A 16077-nucleotide genomic window follows, 5' to 3' on the forward strand; every position below is an offset into this window, starting at 1 on the left:
CCGGGGCGCCGCGGACTGTTATGCACCTAGTTGCAAAAGCCTCCCCGGCTCGCTACAACAGGGGCATCACCCCCGCGCGAGGAGGCGCCCCCGCATGAGCCAGTACCCGCACCTGATGAGCCCGCTGGACCTCGGCTTCACCACCCTGCCGAACCGCGTGATCATGGGCTCCATGCACACCGGCCTGGAGGAGCACGAGCGCGGCTTCGAGCGCCTCGCCGCCTTCTACGCCGAGCGCGCCCGCGGCGGCGCGGGCCTCATCGTCACCGGCGGGATCTCGCCCAACGACAAGGGCCGCCCCTTCGAAGGCGGCGCCCGCCTCACCACCGAGGACGAGGCCGCCGAGCACCGGGTGATCACCGAAGCGGTGCACGCCGAAGGCGGGAAGATCGCGATGCAGATCCTCCACTTCGGCCGCTACGCCTACCACGCCGACCTGGTCGCCCCCAGTGCCCTCCAGGCCCCCATCAGCCCCTTCGTCCCGAACGAGCTGTCCGAGGCCGAGGTCGAGGAGACCGTCGAGGACTTCGTCCGCGCCGCCCGCCTCGCCCGCCTCGCGGGCTACGACGGCGTCGAGATCATGGGCTCCGAGGGCTACCTGATCAACGAGTTCACCGCGGCCGCCACCAACCGGCGCACCGACCGCTGGGGCGGCTCGTACGAGAACCGCGTCCGCTTCCCGCTGGAGATCGTCCGCCGCGTCCGCGAGGCCGTCGGCGAGGACTTCATCCTGATCTACCGGCTCTCCATGCTGGACCTGATCCCCGGCGGCTCCACCCTCGACGAGGTCGTCCACCTCGCCAAGGAGATCGAGGCGGCCGGCGCCACCATCATCAACACCGGCATCGGCTGGCACGAGGCCCGCATCCCCACCATCGCCACCTCCGTCCCGCGCGGCGCCTACACCTGGGTGACCAAGCGGCTGATGGGCGCGGTCTCGGTGCCGCTGGTCACCAGCAACCGCATCAACACCCCCGAGACCGCCGAGGAGGTGCTCGCCGACGGCCGCGCCGACCTCGTCTCGATGGCCCGCCCCTTCCTCGCCGACGCCGACTTCGTCGCCAAGGCCGCCGCCGGGCGCCCCGAGGCCATCAACACCTGCATCGGCTGCAACCAGGCCTGCCTCGACCACACCTTCAGCGGCAAGATCACCAGCTGCCTGGTCAACCCGCGCGCCTGCCACGAGACCGAACTGGTCCTCTCGCCGACCCGCTCGAAGAAGCGCGTCGCGATCGTCGGCGCCGGCCCGGCCGGACTCGCCTGCGCCGTCTCCGCCGCCGAACGCGGCCACGCCGTCACCCTCTACGAGGCCTCCGGCCACATCGGCGGCCAGCTCGACATCGCCCGCCGCATCCCGGGCAAGGAAGAGTTCGCGGAGACCATCCGCTACTACGCCACCCGGCTCGCGGACCTCGCGGTCGACGTCCGGCTGGACACCCGCGCCGACGTCGCCGCCCTGACCGGCTACGACGAGGTCGTCGTCGCCACCGGCGTCACCCCCCGCACCCCCGCCATCGAGGGCGTGGACCACCCCTCGGTCGTCAGCTACCTCGACGTGCTGCGCGACGGCGCACCCGTCGGCGAGCGCGTGGCCGTCGTCGGCGCCGGCGGCATCGGCTTCGACGTCGCCGAATACCTCACCGACAGCGGCGAGGGCGCCGGCCAGGACCCCGCCGTCTACTTCCGGCACTGGGGCGTGGACACCGCCTACACCGGCCCCGGCGGCCTGGCCGCCCCGGAGCGCCCCGCCTCCCCGCGCCAGGTGCACCTGCTCCAGCGCAAGACCACCAAGGTCGGCGCCGGGCTCGGCACCACCACCGGATGGATCCACCGCGCCGAGCTGAAGCACCGGGGAGTCGTCTCCGTGGCCGGAGCGGCCTACGACCGCATCGACGACGACGGCCTGCACATCACCGTCGACGGCGAGCAGCGCCTGGTTCCCGCCGACACCATCGTGCTCTGCACCGGACAGGAGCCGCGCCGGGGCCTGTTCGACGAGCTGATCGCGGCCGGGATCGACGCCCACCTCATCGGCGGCGCCGACGTGGCCGCCGAACTCGACGCCAAGCGGGCCGTCCGCCAGGGCACCGAACTCGCCGCCACGCTCTGACGGTTCGCGCCCGACCGGGGTGTTGTGGCGGCCGGGACCGGCCGCCACAATCACCCTGTGACAGTGAACCCCGGCACCACGCCCCTCACCCCGGCAGACGGCGAGAAGATCCTCGCCGAGAACTTCGCCCCCTGGGTCCTCGACCTCGGCCTCGCCGTCGAGGAGACCGGCCCGGACCGCACCGTGCTGCGCCTGCCCTGGTCGCAGCGCCTCGCCCGGGACGGCGGCGGCCTCAGCGGGCAGGCCCTGATGGCGGCCGCCGACACCGCCACCGTGATCGCCGTCTCGGCGGCGCGCGGCGGGTACGGGCCGATGACCACCGTCCAGCAGTCCACCAGCTTCCAGCGCCCCGTCGTCGACGCGGACGTGCTCATCAGCGTCCGCGTCACCAAACTGGGCAAGCGGATGGCCTTCGCGGACGTCACCATGACCCCCGAGGGCGCCGCCGAACCCTCGGCGACCGCCTCCACGGTCTACGCGCTGCTGGGCTGAGCGTAGGTTCCGTAACCCGTCCAGTCCACGACCACACAGGGCTCCTCGCCCACCACCCAGGCGTCGTGCCCGGGCGCGATCTGCATGAAGTCGCCCGGGCCGAACTCCTCGCTCTCGCCGCTGTCCATGACGACGTTGATGCGGCCGCTCACGACGTACCCGGTGTGGCCCGACTCGCAGCTCTCGGTGCCCGCCAGCGGCTTCACGTGCTGCGACCAGCGCCAGCCGGGCTCGAACACGGCGCGCCCCACCGGGCCGCCGTCCGTCGTCAGCAGGTCGAGCCTGCCCTTGCCGTCCTCGAACGGCCTCGTCTCGTCCGCGGAGTCGAAGCTCCGGCGCAGCATTCCGGTCATGATCCACCGCTTCCAGGCGGAACGTCCCCGAGTCCGCCTTCCAGCCTACGCGCGCCCGGGGTGCCCGGCCGCGCGTCCCTTGCCACACTGGGGAGCGGGCCGCCGCGGACACCGACCGCCGCGGACACGCCGGCACGGCAGGAGGTGGCGCATGGACCCGGTCGCGGCACTGAGCCGGATCGCGTTCCTGCTGGAACGCGCCCAGGCCCCCACCTACCGGGTACGCGCCTTCCGCGGCGCCGCCGAGGCGGTCACCGCCATGGGGGAGGCACGGGCGGCCGAGCGGGCCGCCGCGGGCACCCTGGAAGCCGTCAAGGGGATCGGCCCCAAGACCGCCCGGGTCATCGAGGAGGCCGTCGCGGGGGAGGTCCCCGGCTACCTCCAGAAACTGGAGGACGAGGTCGCCGCCCACCCCCAGGGCGGCCCGCCGCCGAGCCCCGCGGCCACCGCCCTGCGCGCGGCCCTGCGCGGCGACTGCCACATGCACTCGGAATGGTCCGACGGCGGCAGCCCCATCGAGGCCATGGGCCGGGCCGCGGCGGACCTCGGCCACGCGTGGGCGGTCCTGACCGACCACTCGCCCCGGCTGACCGTCGCCCGCGGCCTCAGCCCGGAGCGGCTGCGCGAACAACTGGACGTGGTGGCGGAACTCAACACCACCTGGGCGCCGTTCCGGCTGCTCACCGGCATCGAGTGCGACATCCTGGACGACGGCTCCCTCGACCAGGAACCGGAGCTGCTGGACTCCCTCGACGTGGTCGTCGCCTCCGTGCACTCCAAGCTCCGCATGGAGTCGCCCGCCATGACCCGCCGGCTGCTGGCGGCCGTGCGCAACCCCCTCGTGGACGTCCTCGGCCACTGCACCGGACGGCTCGTGACCGGCCGGACCCGCCCGCCGTCCACCTTCGACGCGGCCGCCGTCTTCGCGGCCTGCGCCGAGTCCGGCACCGCGGTGGAGATCAACAGCCGGCCGGAGCGGCTGGACCCGCCCCGCACGCTGCTGCGCGAGGCCGTGGCCGCGGGCACCCTGTTCGCGATCGACACCGACGCGCACGCCCCCGGTCAGCTCGACTGGCAGCTCCTCGGCTGCGAACGGGCCGTGGAGTGCGGGGTGAGCGCCGACCGGGTCGTCAACACCTGGCCGGCGGACGAGCTGCGAGCATGGACCCGCACCCGCCGCCCCCCGTGACGCCCCCGCGCCCAGGCGTGCTGCGGATACCCGGCCGCCCCCGCCCCGGCACCGATCGGAAAGCAGGCCGCAGATGACGCGTTCGCCCGTCCCCGTGATCGACCTCGCACCCTGGCGCTCCGCCGACCCCGGCGCCCGCGCCCGTACCGCCGACCGCGTCGACCGGGCCCTCCAGGAAGCCGGGTTCCTGCTGGTCACCGGGCACGGCGTCGACCCCGGCCTGCCCGCCCGGATCCGGACGGCCGCCCGCGCCTTCTTCCACCTGCCCGCCGCCGTCAAGGAGCCCTACGCGGTGTCCGTCGGCGGCCGGGGCTGGCTCGGACCGGGCGCCGAGGCCAACAGCCACGCCGAAGGCGCCCCCTCCCCGCCCGACCTCAAGGAGTCCTGGTCCTGCGCCGCCGACGACCCCACGGGCCGGCCCGAGGTGGACGCCGAGTGGTTCCGCCCCAACGTCTGGCCCACCGAAGTCCCCGCCCTGCACGCCCTGGTCACCGCGTACCTCACCCGGATGCGGGCCCTGTCCGACGAGCTGCTGGAACTGCTCGCCGCCGCCCTCGGCGCCGACCGGGACCTCTTCACCCGTCACACCGGTCACCCCACCTGGGGATTCAACGTCAACTGGTACCCGGGGGCCGAGCGCACCGGCCCGCCGCTGCCCGGCCAGTACCGCATCGGCGCGCACACCGACTTCGGCACCCTCACCGCCCTGGACCGCGAACCGGGCGCGGGCGGTCTGCAGATCCACACCGACGCGGGCGGCTGGCAGGACGCACCCTGGGAGCCGGGCGCGCTGACCGTCAACATCGGTGACCTGATGGCCCGCTGGACCGGCGACCGCTGGCGCGCGGGCCGCCACCGGGTGCTGCCGCCGCCCGCCGAGGCGCCGTCCGAGGAACTCCTCTCCCTCGTCTACTTCTACGAGTGCGACCCGCACACCCGGGTCGAGTCGCTGCCCGCGCCCACCGGCCGCGTCGTCCACGCGCCCGTCGACTCCCACCACTACCTGCGCGCGAAACTCGACGCGATCACCGTCACCTGACCGCGGCCACCGGGGGGCGGCGGCGCGCTTCGGGACCGCCCGGGCGGGGCAGGGCTGCACAGGAGCCCGGGCACCCCCGCCCCGCGGCCCGCCCGCCCCTCACCCGGAGGTCCCGTGACCCGACAACCCCACCCGGAGGCCCGGGCGACGCTCCCGGCGCCCCGCCCGGCCGCCGCGCCGGTGACCCTGGCCCTGGTCGGGGCCGGGCTGCGCGGCCTGACGTACGCCCGGCACGCGCACGCCACGGGAGCCGGACGGATCACCGCGCTCGCCGAGCCCGACCCGGGCCGCCGCGCGGCCGGCGCGGCCGAGTTCGGCGTACCGCCCGAGCGGGTCCACCCGCACTGGCGGGACCTGGTGGCGGCCGGGCGGCACGCCGACGCCGCGATCATCGCCACCCAGGACCGGATGCACACCGCGCCCGCCGTCGCCCTCGCGGCCACCGGCCACCACCTCCTGCTGGAGAAGCCGATGGCCGCGGAGGAGAGCGAGGCGGAGCGGATCGCCGAGGCCGCCGAGCGCCACGGCGTCCTCCTCGCCGTCTGCCACGTGCTGCGCTACACCCCCTACACCCGCACCCTCAGGTCCCTGCTGGACGAGGGCCGGATCGGCCGCCTCGTGGGCGCCGAACACCTGGAGCCCGTCGGCTGGTGGCACTTCGCGCACTCCTTCGTCCGCGGCAACTGGCGCCGCTCGGACACCTCCGGCCCGCTGCTGCTCACCAAGGCCTGCCACGACCTCGACTGGCTCGTGCACCTCTTCGGCCGCACCCCGCGCACCGTCATGTCCTACGGCCGCCGCACCCACTTCCGGCCCGAGGGCGCCCCGCCCGGCGCCGCCGCCCGCTGCACCGACTGCACGGCCGAGCCCGACTGCCCCTACTCCGCGCCCCGCCTCTACCTCGGCTGCCTCGGCGATCCGCGCCGCGAGTTCTGGCCGCTGTCCGCGGTGACGCCCGTGGCGACCGAGGCCGCGGTGCGGGAGGCGCTGCGCACCGGACCGTACGGCCGCTGCGTGTACGCCTGCGACAACGACGCCGCCGACCACCAGGTCGTCGCCATGGAATTCGCCGACGGCGCCACCGCCACCTTCACCGTCAGCGCCTTCACCCCCATGGCGGACCGGCGCACCCGGCTGTTCGGCACCCACGGCCACATCGAGGGCGACGGCGCCACCCTGCGGATCACCGACTTCCGCACGGGCCGCGAGGAACTGGTCGACACTGCCGGACCGGAACCGCTGGGCGGGCACGGCGGCGGTGACCTGGCCCTGACCGAGGCCTTCCTGGCCGCGGTACGGACGGGCGACCGTGACCTCCTGCTCTCCGGCCCCCGCACCAGCCTGGCCACGCACCGCCTCGTCTGGGCCGCCGAACGCGCCCGCGCCCTCGGCGCCCCGGTCGACGTACCGGATCAGCCCGTCAGCCGCCGGCCGGCCGGGGGGAGGGCGCGCAAGAGGTCCCACAAGGGGCGGGAGCCGCCGGCCCATTCGGCGAGGAGGTGGCGGTCGACCAGGTGGAGGCGCTGGGACGTCGCGAAGGCGGCCGCGTTGGCGGTGATGCGGCCGTTGGTGAGCATGACCAGGACATCGCCGTGGTGCACCTGCCTGCCGGTGCCGTTGAGCACGTGCAGGTCGGGGGCGCCGACGGGCTTGCCGGACCAGCCGGCCTTGCGGTGCTTGCACTGGATGACCCAGCGTCGGCCGTAGGGGGCGGTGGCCTTGACGTCGGCGCCGTTGTCACCGCGGCCGCCGACCTGCCGCGCGTCCGTACAGCCGTCGCGCCGCATCAGGTCCCGGACCGCGAACTCGAAGGCCCGGTGGTGGAGGCCGTCGAGCTGTCCGATGGCGGAGCGCAGGCCGCTCGCCCGGATCCGCTAGTAGGCGTCGTAGCCGGGCTCACCGGTCGGACGGTAGACGCCGACGACGGTGCCGCCCTTCGTCGTCGTGACGCTGACCGGCTCCAGTGCGCTGGGCACCGCGCCGTCGGCGAACAGCCGCTTGCCGCTGCCGATGATCACCGGGTGGATGGTCAGCCGGTACTCGTCGACGAGGCCGTGCCGCATGAGGGTCTGCGCGAGGTCGCCGCTGCCGACGATGTTGATGTTGCCGCCGTCGGACGCCTTCAGCGCGCGCACGGCATCGACGACGTCGCCCTCCAGCAGCGTGGAGTTCTGCCACGCGAGGGACGTCAGGGTGCGGGACGCCACGTACTTGGGCGTCGTGTTCATCCGTTCGGTGAACGGGTTGCCGGGATCGGCGCCCGGCCAGTAGGACGCGAAGATCTCGTAGGTCTTGCGGCCGAGCAGCATCGCGTCCGAGTGCTGGTACCAGCCGGCGATGGCCGCGCCGACCTCGTCGTCGGCCACCGGCTTCTGCCAGCCGCCGTGGTCGAACCCGCTCTCCGCGTCCTCGTCCGGCCCGCCCGGCGCCTGCATGACGCCGTCGAGGGTCAGGAAGGTGCAGATGATGAGCTTGCGCATGGTGCGCTCCTTTCGTCGACGGGTAGACCGCGGGGCCGCCGCAAACTCATCGGCCAACGGGTCAATCGGATGAGATCCGGGGGATCGGGAGGACACGGCGGTGCGCCTGCCCGGCGGCCCGGGGCGGCGTCGCCATAGTCGTCCCGGGCGACCGGACGGGTCGCCGGAAGTCTTCGTACGGGAGCCGCTCATGCCGTTCACCTCGATCACGTCGAAGTCCGCCGGGACGGTCCTCGCCCTGGCCGCGGGCAGCCTGCTGCTCGGTCTCGCAGGCGCCGGCACCGCCGTGGCCGACGACGGTCCGGCCTCGCCGCAGGACCGGGAGTACGCGATCGGCGAGGTGGTGTCGAGGGGCCCGCTGACCGTCCGCAGCGGGCCGAGCACCCACGCGGGCAACCTGGGCCGGGTCCACCCCGGCCAGAAGCTCCGCATCGAGTGCAAGGAGCGCGGCGAGAACGTCGCGGGCAACCGCCTCTGGTACCGCCTGCACGCCAAGCAGGAGGCCTGGGTCGCGGCGCGGTACGTCAAGGACCTGACGCCCGTGCAGTGGTGCCGTCTCTGAGAGCCAGGGCCCAGAGCAAAAGAAATACCCCGGTCGGATTGACGACCGGGGTATTTCTCTGCGTATATTTATTGTTTCGCGCGTTCGCAACACCGCCAAGCGTGGCGAATCCGCGAAGAAGCTTATGGGAACACTGTATCGCGTCGGGAGTGGAATTGTCAACCGCGGAATTCGAGAACGAACAGCAATTCATCACCGAGCTGTACGACCGGCTCGACGCCCTGCGCGATCAGGCCGAACGCGCCGTACGCGGCGCCCTGCGCGACATCGGGACCGGCTTCCAGGCCCGCCTGGAGCGCGATGTGCTGGTCGCGGAACAATCGGGCCTGCTGTCCGCCCTGAACGCGGGGGAGAACGGCCTCTGTTTCGGCCGGCTCGAATTCTCCGACGGGCGCGACCACCACATCGGCCGCATCGGAATCCGCGAGGACGACGCCGACCGCACGCCCCTCGTGCTGGATTGGCGCGCGGACGCGGCGCGTCCCTTCTACCTCGCCACAGGCCACCACCCGATGGGCCTGCGGCGCCGGCGCCACCTCACCACCCGGGGCCGCCGGGTCACCGCCCTGCACGACGAGATCCTCGACCTCACCGACGCCGAGCGCACCGGCCACGAGGGATCCGACGCGGACGCCGTCCTGCTCGCCGCGCTCGACGCCGCCCGCACCGGCCGCATGCACGACATCGTGCGGACCATCCAGGCCGCCCAGGACCGCATCATCCGCTCGCCGCACCGCGGGGTGCTGGTAGTCGAGGGCGGCCCGGGCACCGGCAAGACCGCCGTCGCCCTGCACCGGGCGGCGTACCTGCTGTACGCGCACCGCGAGCTGCTGGCCAAGCGCGGCGTCCTGATCGTCGGCCCCGGTCCCGCGTTCCTCGGCTACATCGGGCAGGTCCTGCCCGCCCTCGGCGAGACCGGCGTGCTGCTCGCCACCGTCGGTGAACTCTTCCCCGGCGTGCACGCCACCGCCGCCGACCGGCCCGGCGCCGCGGCCGTCAAGGGCCGCGCCGCGATGGCCGACGTACTGTCCCGGGTCGTCACCGACCGCCAGACACTGCCGGAGCAGGTGCCGGCGGGGCTCGGCGAGGACTACGACACCGTCCCCGAGGCCGCCCTGGAGATCGACCACGACGACTACGGCACCCTGCTGCTCCACCGCACGATGGCGCACGAGGCCCGCGACCGGGCCCGCGCCACCGGCCTGCCGCACAACCTGGCGCGCCCCTACTTCGCCTTCCGGATCATCGACGCGCTCACCGAGCAGCTCGCCGACCGCCTCGGCGCGGACCCGTACGGCGGCCCCAACCTCCTCGGCCCCGACGACATCGCCCAGCTCGGCAAGGAGATCGCCACCAGCAGCGCGGTGCACGCAGCCATCGACACCCTCTGGCCCGCCCTCACCCCGCAGGAGCTGGTCGCCGATTTCCTCGCCGACCCCACGCACCTGACTCCGGACGACGCCGCACTGGTCCGGCGCACCGGCGGCGGGTGGACCCCGGCGGACGTGCCGCTGCTGGACGAGGCCGCCGAGCTGCTCGGGACGGACGACAGTGCGCTGCGCGCCGCCGAGGAGCGCGAGCGGGAGCGGCGCGTCGCCTACGCGCAGGGCGTGCTGGACCTCTCGCAGGGGTCCGAGTCCTACGAATTCGAGGACGAGGAGAGCGAGTTCCTCGCCGCGCACGACCTCATCGACGCCGAGCGGATGGCGGAGCGCCACGAGGAGGACGACCACCGCAGCACGGCCGAGCGGGCGGCTGCCGACCGGACCTGGGCCTTCGGGCACGTCATCGTCGACGAGGCGCAGGAACTGTCCGAAATGGCCTGGCGGTTGCTGATGCGGCGCTGCCCGACCCGGTCGATGACCCTGGTCGGCGACCCCGCGCAGACGGGCGACGAGGCCGGCTGCGGATCCTGGGAGCGGATCCTCGCCCCGTACGTCGGCGAGCGCTGGGAACTGGCCCGGCTCGGCGTCAACTACCGCACCCCCGCGGAGGTCATGGAGCTGGCGGCGGCCGTACTGCGGGCCCACCACCCGGGGTTCGAGCCGCCCAGCTCGGTGCGGTCCACCGGGGTGGCGCCCTGGATCCGGGAGACGGGCGACCTGCCGCGCGCCGTCGCGGAGGCGGTCGTGGAGCACCGCGGGGCGGAGGGCAGGCTCGCGGTGATCGCGCCGCGGCCGCTGCACGCGGCGCTGGCCGAGGCGCTCTGCGGGGCCGGGGTGGAGGTGCGGGCGGGGGAGGAACCGGACCTGACCCGGCCGGCCGTCCTGATCGACCCGCGCCAGGCCAAGGGACTGGAGTTCGACACGGTGATCGTGGTCGAGCCCGCCGACCAGGCGCCGAGCGACCTGTACGTGGCGCTGACGCGCGCCACGCAGACGCTCGGCGTGCTGCACACGGGACGGCTCCCGGCGGGGCTGGGCTGAACGGGGCTTCGCGGAGAGGGGCCGGGGAGGGCCCGAGCGGGTCAGGCCTTCCAGAAGAAGACTGCGGTCATCCGCTTGTCCTCCAGGGTGGTGCCGCAGTAGTCGGTGGCGCTGTGGATCATGTTCGCGGCGTAGAGGAGCAGCCGGTTGGCGCGGTGGGGGACCTCGACGTCCGGTACGAAGGAGTCCGGCGCCACGAACCGCGTGCCCAGCGCGTCGACCAGGGTGTTGTGCGGGGCGGTCACCTGGTTGCCGCCGAGGACCCCGCCGGGCAGGCTCTGGCGGTAGAAGCTGGTCCCGCACCCCTTCGGGACGAGGGGGTTGAGGTACAGCACGGCGGCGTAGCGGCACAGGCTGCGCGAGTCGGTATGGGGGCGCGGTTCGCACTCGCCCTTGCCGACGACCTGCACGCAGTTGTGGTTGAACGTGCCGCCCCCGGACGGCCGTTCGGCCCAGAGCTCGCGGGCGCCCGTTGCCGTGCGGACCAGCCGCTCCACCCGCTCCAGCTCGCCGGGGTCCAGCCCGGGCATGGCCCGCAGGCCGGGCCAGCTCTCGGGTTTGTGCGGGTACCCCTCGGTCCAGTCGTCCCGGGCCAGCGCGCGCTCGCGGACCGCGGCCGGGTCGGGCAGCACGTCGTCCAGGACCCAGTAGTCGCGGCCGCGGGTGGGCTTGCGGTAGGGGAGGACGGGCAGGGGAGCGGGTCGTGGGGGCATGGGAGGGAACGTAACGGCCGACTCCGCCAGGGTGGTCGAAAGGAGCGGTCAACCTTGCGTCAAGTGTTCCCCATCGGCGGCTATTTCCGCAGGGTGTCCAGGACGCCCCGGGCGAAGGCGTCGACCGTGCGGTCCATGGCGCCGAGGGTCTCGGGCGTGGGCAGCGCGGGGGCGTCCGCGGTGACCGTCACACCCAGCAGCAGGTTGCTGTCCCGCAGGCGCAGTTCGCGTACCTGGTGCAGGTCGTTCGGCTTGGTGTAGGCGAACCGGTAAGCCTCCCGGCCGACGCCCGCGACGTCGGCCCCACCGCCCGCGGGCTCGGTGGCGCCGTTGTCCTTCCTGCCCGAGGCGAAGACGTCCTTGGCGAAGCCGACGCTCTCGGTGAAGGCGAAGTCCACCTCGACCTTGACGCCCTTGTACCCGCCGCCCTTCGGCACCAGCGGCTGGGTGCACATGAAGCCGGGGGCGCCGCCGCCGGAGCGCTTGGCCCGGTCGGCGACCTCCTCGCGGCTGCCGAAGGGGTCGGCGAGCTTGCCGTAGGGCAGGGCGTTGCAGATCTCGTCCGTTGCCACCCAGGGGTACCCGCCCCTGCCCTCCTGGGAGACCTCCCGGGTCCCGCCGCGGCCGCCGCCGCAGCCTGCCGCGGCGAGGGCCAGCGCGAGAGCGGCGGCGGCCAGAGCGGGGCGGGCGGGTCCGTACCGGCGCATCACGCATCTCCTGTCGCAGCGTCGGTACACCCTAACCACGCGTGCGCGCACGGTAGTTGAGAACCGCCGGATTCGCGGGGCCCGATCCGGGGCGGCCGGGCGGAACCGTACCATCCGCCCGCCGCGCCGCCCGGAACTTTATCCGTTCGTGAGGGGCCTTCCGTACGGGCCGTCCCACTCGCCTAGCGTCCCTTGGCACCCGGGGGCACCGCGCCGACAGGCAGACACGGCGCGGCTTTCCCGGACCACGCACAAGGAGGCACGGTGCTGTCATTCCGCCGCTCGTCCGTCGGCAGCATGTCCGGCGCTTCGCGCCAGGTGATCGGTACGGTCGTGGTGATCGGCGCCCTGGCCTGCACCCTGATCGCGCTGCTGATCCCGGTGCAGAAGTTCGCGGGCACCACCGCCGGCGCGGCCGCCGCGACCGCCAAGTCCCCCTCGCCCGACGACGACGGGGCCGGGACCCTGAGCACCGCCTTCGGCCCGCTGAGCCCCCAGGACCGGGACTTCGTCCGCAAGGTGCGGCTGGCCGGACTGTGGGAGCTGCCCGCGGGGCGCCAGGCCCAGCAGCGCGGCACCCGGCCGGCGGTGCACACCGCCGGCGAGCACCTCGTCGAGGGTCACACCGAACTCGACCGGCGCGTCCGGGAGGTGGGCGAGGCCCTCGGCGTCGACCTGCCCGACCGGCCCAGCGCACAGCAGCAGGGCTGGCTCGACCAGCTGGACCGGGCCCAAGGGGCTGAGTACGAGCGGCTGTTCGTCCAGCTGCTGCGCCGGGCGCACGGCAAGGTGTTCGCCCTCGTCGCCCAAGTGCGGGCCCAGACCCGCAACTCCATGGTCCGGGGGCTGGCCACGGACGCCAACACCACCGTCCTGGACCACATCGAGGTCCTCGAAGCGAGCGGGCTGGTCGATTTCGACGGGCTCGCCGACGCCACGCCCGCCCCCTCCACCGTCCCCCGACCGACGAAGTGAAGTGATCGCATGAGCAAGAACGGCCACAAACGCCGTCTCCGGCCGAGGTACAAGGCCCTCGCCCTGGTCAGCGCCCTCGCCCTGGGCGGCGGGGGAGTCGTGATCGTCACCCAGCAGGCCTCGGCGGGCCAGGACGCCGCCCGCAGCGCCCCGGTGACGGCCACCATCGACTGTCCCGACGTCGGTGACACCCTCCGCGACGTCCCCGAACAGGCCCGCTCCGCGGTCGACGGCGACCTCGCGCAGCTGGACGGGCAGGTCGCCGACGCCTACGCGGAGCTCGCCACGGGCCGGGCCCGCGGCGACGCCCTGCTCGCCGGCCTGAAGCAGCAGCGCGGCACGACGATCGGCCGGATCTCCGACACGCTCGGCAAGGCGTCCGCCCGCCCCGCGGGTCTGGAGGCGCTGGGGACGTGCACGATGAAGCAGGCCGCGGCCGCCGATCCGGCGGACGAGCCCGCCGCCGGCGGCGACGCCCAGGCCCTGGCCCGCAAGAGCGGCGCGGGCGGCGGCCCGGCGCGCAGCGACTTCGTCGCCATCAACACCGTACGGCCGAACGTGCGCCCCCCGGCGGCTTCCTCGCGCGCCTCCACCGGATCCCTCACGGTGAACTGCGGCCGCAACGAGAACCGCCACCTCAACCCCGACAACGTGATCGTCGCCCCCGGCGTCGGCAACGGCGCCCACCACATGCACGACTACGTGGGCAACAAGACGACGGACGCCTTCTCCACCAACAAGAGCCTGGCCGCCGCCGGGACCACCTGCACCAACGGCGACCAGTCCACCTACTACTGGCCGGTGCTGCGGCTGCGCGACGGCCGGGCCGAACAGGACGCCAAGGCGCCCGGCGGGGGCCAGGACGCCAACGTGGGCACGATCCTCAAGCCGAAGCAGGTGACGACCGAGTTCAAGGGCAGCGCGGCCGCCAAGGTGACGGCCATGCCGCGGTTCCTGCGGATCATCACGGGTGACGCCAAGGCCTTCACCAACGGACCCGCCAACGCCAACGCGTCCTGGAGCTGCACCGGTTTCGAGAACCGCCAGCTCAAGGACAAGTACCCGATCTGTCCCAAGGGCAGTGACGTCGTGCGCACCTTCAGCTTCCAGAGCTGCTGGGACGGCCGCAACACCGACAGCGCCAACCACCGCACGCACGTGGCCTTCGCGGGGAAGGACGGGGCCTGCCCCGCCGGGTTCAAGGCGATCCCGCAGCTGGTGCAGCGGATCGTCTACGGCGTGGCCCCCGGCGCCCGGTTCGCGGTGGACAGCTTCCCGGAGCAGCTCCACAAGCCGGTGACCGACCACGGTGACTTCATCAACGTGATGTCGGACGGGCTGATGGCGAACGCGGTCCGCTGCATCAACGGCGGGCGCGCCTGCCGCTGACCCCCTGTGACCCCCGGCGCGGCGCTCCCCCTCCCACCTCCCCGGCGCCGCCCCGGGCGTGGCACCGGCCCCTCCTCCGCCGTACGGGCGGGGAAGGGGCCGGGGCCTGTGGTGTGTGGGGGGCGGCGCGTTCTGCCGTCGGCTCAGAGGCCGTTGACGCGGGCCATCACGTCCAGGGGGCGGAAGTCGGGGGCGCCGCCGCGGGCCCGGCGGCCCGCCCGCGAGTGCTGGCGCCGCACCTGGGCCATGAGGCGGCGGCTGCGCAGGGCCATCTCCAGCTCGAAGCGGGTGCGGGGGTCCCGCAGTCCGGGGCCGAAGAGCTTCTCCAGCTGCCGCATGCGGTAGCGGACGGTCTGCGGGTGCACGCTCAGCGCCTTGGCCGCCTCGGGTGCGCCGCCGCCTTCGAGCCAGGCGAGGAGGGTCACTTCGAGCCGCTCGCTCTGGCGGGGGGTGAGGTCGTTGAGGGGCCGCAGCCAGCGCGCGGCGAGCGCGTGCGCCAGGGGCTCGTCCTGGAGCAGCAGCAGGGTCGAGAGGTGGTCGTCGACGAAGACGGCCCGCGCGTCCAGCCCGGTGCGGGTGGGGGTGAGGGCGAGCAGGCGCAGCGCCCAGCGCAGCGAGGAGGCGGTGTCGCGCAGCGCGACCGGGTGGCCGACGGCCGCGAACCGGCCGCGCAGCGCGCCCTCCAGGGCGCCGCGGGCGTCCGGGTCGGGGGCCGGGACGATCAGGCAGGGCTGCCCGCCGGCCAGACCCGCGAGGCCGTCCTCCAGGACGGCGGCGAGCTGCTGGGTCTCGCCCGGCGTGGCCGCGGCGACGGCCCGGACGGTGGCCGGAAGGGGCCAGTGCGCCGCCGCGGCCAGTTCGCCGAGCTCCGCGTCGGTCATGGTCATGTCACCCGTGAGCGCGGCGAAGAGTTCCCGCCGTGCACGGTCGGCGGCGATGCCCTGGGCGGGAACGGCGGTCAGGGCGGGCCGCGGTGCGCGCACCGGGGACTCGTCGTCGCGCTGCTTGGGGATCCGGGGGTGGTCCGGGAGCCGCCGGTGGTCCGGGGCGAGGGCGGGATCGCACTCCGGCTCGGCGCCGGGCGCGCGGCCGGCGCCCTCGTGATAACCGAGGACCGTGAGCAGGGCCGCCTCCACCCGCTGTCTGACCGCTTCGTCGCCGAGGTCCTCGACGAGTGCGGAGAACTCCGGGAGCCCGTCGCGCAGTTCCTCCACCATGCCCGCGGCCAGCGCGGGCAGTTCCTTTCGCAGGACCCGGGTCCATTCGCCGCGGGGGCGGGACCAGATGCGGTTGAGAAGTTCGCACATTGTTACCTCGTTCATGCCGGGGTACGGCCTGTCCCGTGGGAGGGTGGCACGCCCCGACGGGGCCCGCCTCCCCCTGTGTAGCGGTGAACCGCGCGTCGGGCCGGTCACATCCGCACCACTGGAAGGGAATCTTCCGGGGATACTCGATGCGATGACGCTGTGGGCACCAGAACTTGTCACGTTTCGATAAATCCTGTGGAGGCGTTGCGAAGCTCCACGATGCTTCTGCACTCCGGCCCCCGCTCCCCGGTCGGCGAGGCACCCATCCGCCGCCCGCTGCCGAGCAGTTCCGACGATCACCCCGGGCGCCGAGCGCGTGACGTGGAGTGCTCGGT

14 protein-coding genes and 1 pseudogene are annotated in these 16077 nt (G+C 74.0%); 9 read left to right on the forward strand and 6 right to left on the reverse strand.

Features of this window, described 5'->3' with window-relative positions:
• The first annotated feature begins 94 nt into the window (after positions 1 to 94).
• Both ABZY31_RS23525 and ABZY31_RS23530 read left to right on the forward strand, forming a co-directional pair.
• A complete protein-coding gene (locus tag ABZY31_RS23525; protein ID WP_356413374.1) occupies positions 95 to 2110 on the forward strand; it encodes an NADPH-dependent 2,4-dienoyl-CoA reductase in 2016 nt (671 codons plus the stop codon).
• 57 nt (positions 2111 to 2167) lie between these two features.
• Complete coding sequence (locus ABZY31_RS23530; protein WP_356413375.1) at positions 2168 to 2602, forward strand: PaaI family thioesterase; 435 nt, start codon at positions 2168 to 2170, stop codon at positions 2600 to 2602.
• On the opposite strand, the gene ABZY31_RS23535 is transcribed toward ABZY31_RS23530, so the two are convergent.
• Complete coding sequence (locus ABZY31_RS23535) at positions 2584 to 2955, reverse strand: cupin domain-containing protein (RefSeq protein ID WP_356413377.1); 372 nt, start codon at positions 2953 to 2955, stop codon at positions 2584 to 2586. The genes ABZY31_RS23530 and ABZY31_RS23535 overlap by 19 nt on opposite strands.
• A 151-nt stretch (positions 2956 to 3106) precedes the next feature.
• On the opposite strand from ABZY31_RS23535, the gene ABZY31_RS23540 reads away from it, so the two are divergent.
• The 3 genes and pseudogenes from ABZY31_RS23540 to ABZY31_RS23550 all read left to right on the forward strand — a co-directional run.
• Positions 3107 to 4144, forward strand: a complete 1038-nt coding sequence (locus tag ABZY31_RS23540; protein WP_356413379.1) for a PHP domain-containing protein — start codon at positions 3107 to 3109, stop codon at positions 4142 to 4144.
• A gap of 73 nt (positions 4145 to 4217) precedes the next feature.
• On the forward strand, positions 4218 to 5183 hold the full coding sequence (locus ABZY31_RS23545) for a 2-oxoglutarate and iron-dependent oxygenase domain-containing protein (RefSeq protein ID WP_356413381.1): 966 nt from the start codon (positions 4218 to 4220) through the stop codon (positions 5181 to 5183).
• A gap of 180 nt (positions 5184 to 5363) precedes the next feature.
• Positions 5364 to 6575, forward strand: a pseudogene (locus ABZY31_RS23550) (Gfo/Idh/MocA family oxidoreductase); the annotation flags it as partial.
• A 20-nt stretch (positions 6576 to 6595) separates the two neighbouring features.
• Here ABZY31_RS23550 and ABZY31_RS23555 read toward each other — a convergent pair.
• Entirely contained in the window at positions 6596 to 6970 is a 375-nt protein-coding gene (locus tag ABZY31_RS23555; RefSeq protein ID WP_356413383.1) for a restriction endonuclease, read from the reverse strand.
• 87 nt (positions 6971 to 7057) lie between these two features.
• The gene (locus ABZY31_RS23560) at positions 7058 to 7663 is read right to left on the reverse strand and encodes a dihydrofolate reductase family protein (protein ID WP_356413385.1); all 606 of its coding nucleotides are present in this window, start codon (positions 7661 to 7663) and stop codon (positions 7058 to 7060) included.
• A 190-nt stretch (positions 7664 to 7853) separates the two neighbouring features.
• Here ABZY31_RS23560 and ABZY31_RS23565 point away from each other — a divergent pair, with 190 nt between their 5' ends.
• Positions 7854 to 8225, forward strand: a complete 372-nt coding sequence (locus ABZY31_RS23565) for an SH3 domain-containing protein (RefSeq protein WP_356413387.1) — start codon at positions 7854 to 7856, stop codon at positions 8223 to 8225.
• Positions 8226 to 8380: 155 nt separating this feature from the next.
• Positions 8381 to 10651: an ATP-binding domain-containing protein gene (locus tag ABZY31_RS23570; protein ID WP_356413389.1), complete on the forward strand. Its 2271-nt coding sequence runs from the start codon at positions 8381 to 8383 to the stop codon at positions 10649 to 10651.
• Positions 10652 to 10692: 41 nt separating this feature from the next.
• Here the strand turns inward: ABZY31_RS23570 and ABZY31_RS23575 are convergent, their stop codons facing one another.
• Both ABZY31_RS23575 and ABZY31_RS23580 read right to left on the reverse strand, forming a co-directional pair.
• Complete coding sequence (locus tag ABZY31_RS23575) at positions 10693 to 11364, reverse strand: DUF6445 family protein (RefSeq protein ID WP_356413391.1); 672 nt, start codon at positions 11362 to 11364, stop codon at positions 10693 to 10695.
• Between the two features lie 80 nt (positions 11365 to 11444).
• Positions 11445 to 12071: a hypothetical protein gene (locus tag ABZY31_RS23580; RefSeq protein WP_356413393.1), complete on the reverse strand. Its 627-nt coding sequence runs from the start codon at positions 12069 to 12071 to the stop codon at positions 11445 to 11447.
• Positions 12072 to 12368: 297 nt separating this feature from the next.
• Between ABZY31_RS23580 and ABZY31_RS23585 the strand changes: the two genes are divergently transcribed.
• Positions 12369 to 13046 carry a DUF4142 domain-containing protein gene (locus ABZY31_RS23585; protein ID WP_356413458.1) on the forward strand — a complete coding sequence of 226 codons (678 nt, stop codon included), beginning with the start codon at positions 12369 to 12371 and terminating at the stop codon, positions 13044 to 13046.
• A gap of 9 nt (positions 13047 to 13055) precedes the next feature.
• Positions 13056 to 14435, forward strand: coding sequence for a DUF1996 domain-containing protein (locus ABZY31_RS23590; RefSeq protein WP_356413395.1), 1380 nt, complete (start codon positions 13056 to 13058; stop codon positions 14433 to 14435).
• A gap of 143 nt (positions 14436 to 14578) precedes the next feature.
• Here the strand turns inward: ABZY31_RS23590 and ABZY31_RS23595 are convergent, their stop codons facing one another.
• Positions 14579 to 15742, reverse strand: coding sequence for a helix-turn-helix domain-containing protein (locus ABZY31_RS23595; RefSeq protein WP_356413397.1), 1164 nt, complete (start codon positions 15740 to 15742; stop codon positions 14579 to 14581).
• Between the last annotated feature and the right edge of the window lie 335 nt (positions 15743 to 16077).

Origin of the sequence: Streptomyces sp. NPDC006529 (assembly GCF_040611795.1) — a bacterium.
Classification (GTDB): domain Bacteria; phylum Actinomycetota; class Actinomycetes; order Streptomycetales; family Streptomycetaceae; genus Streptomyces.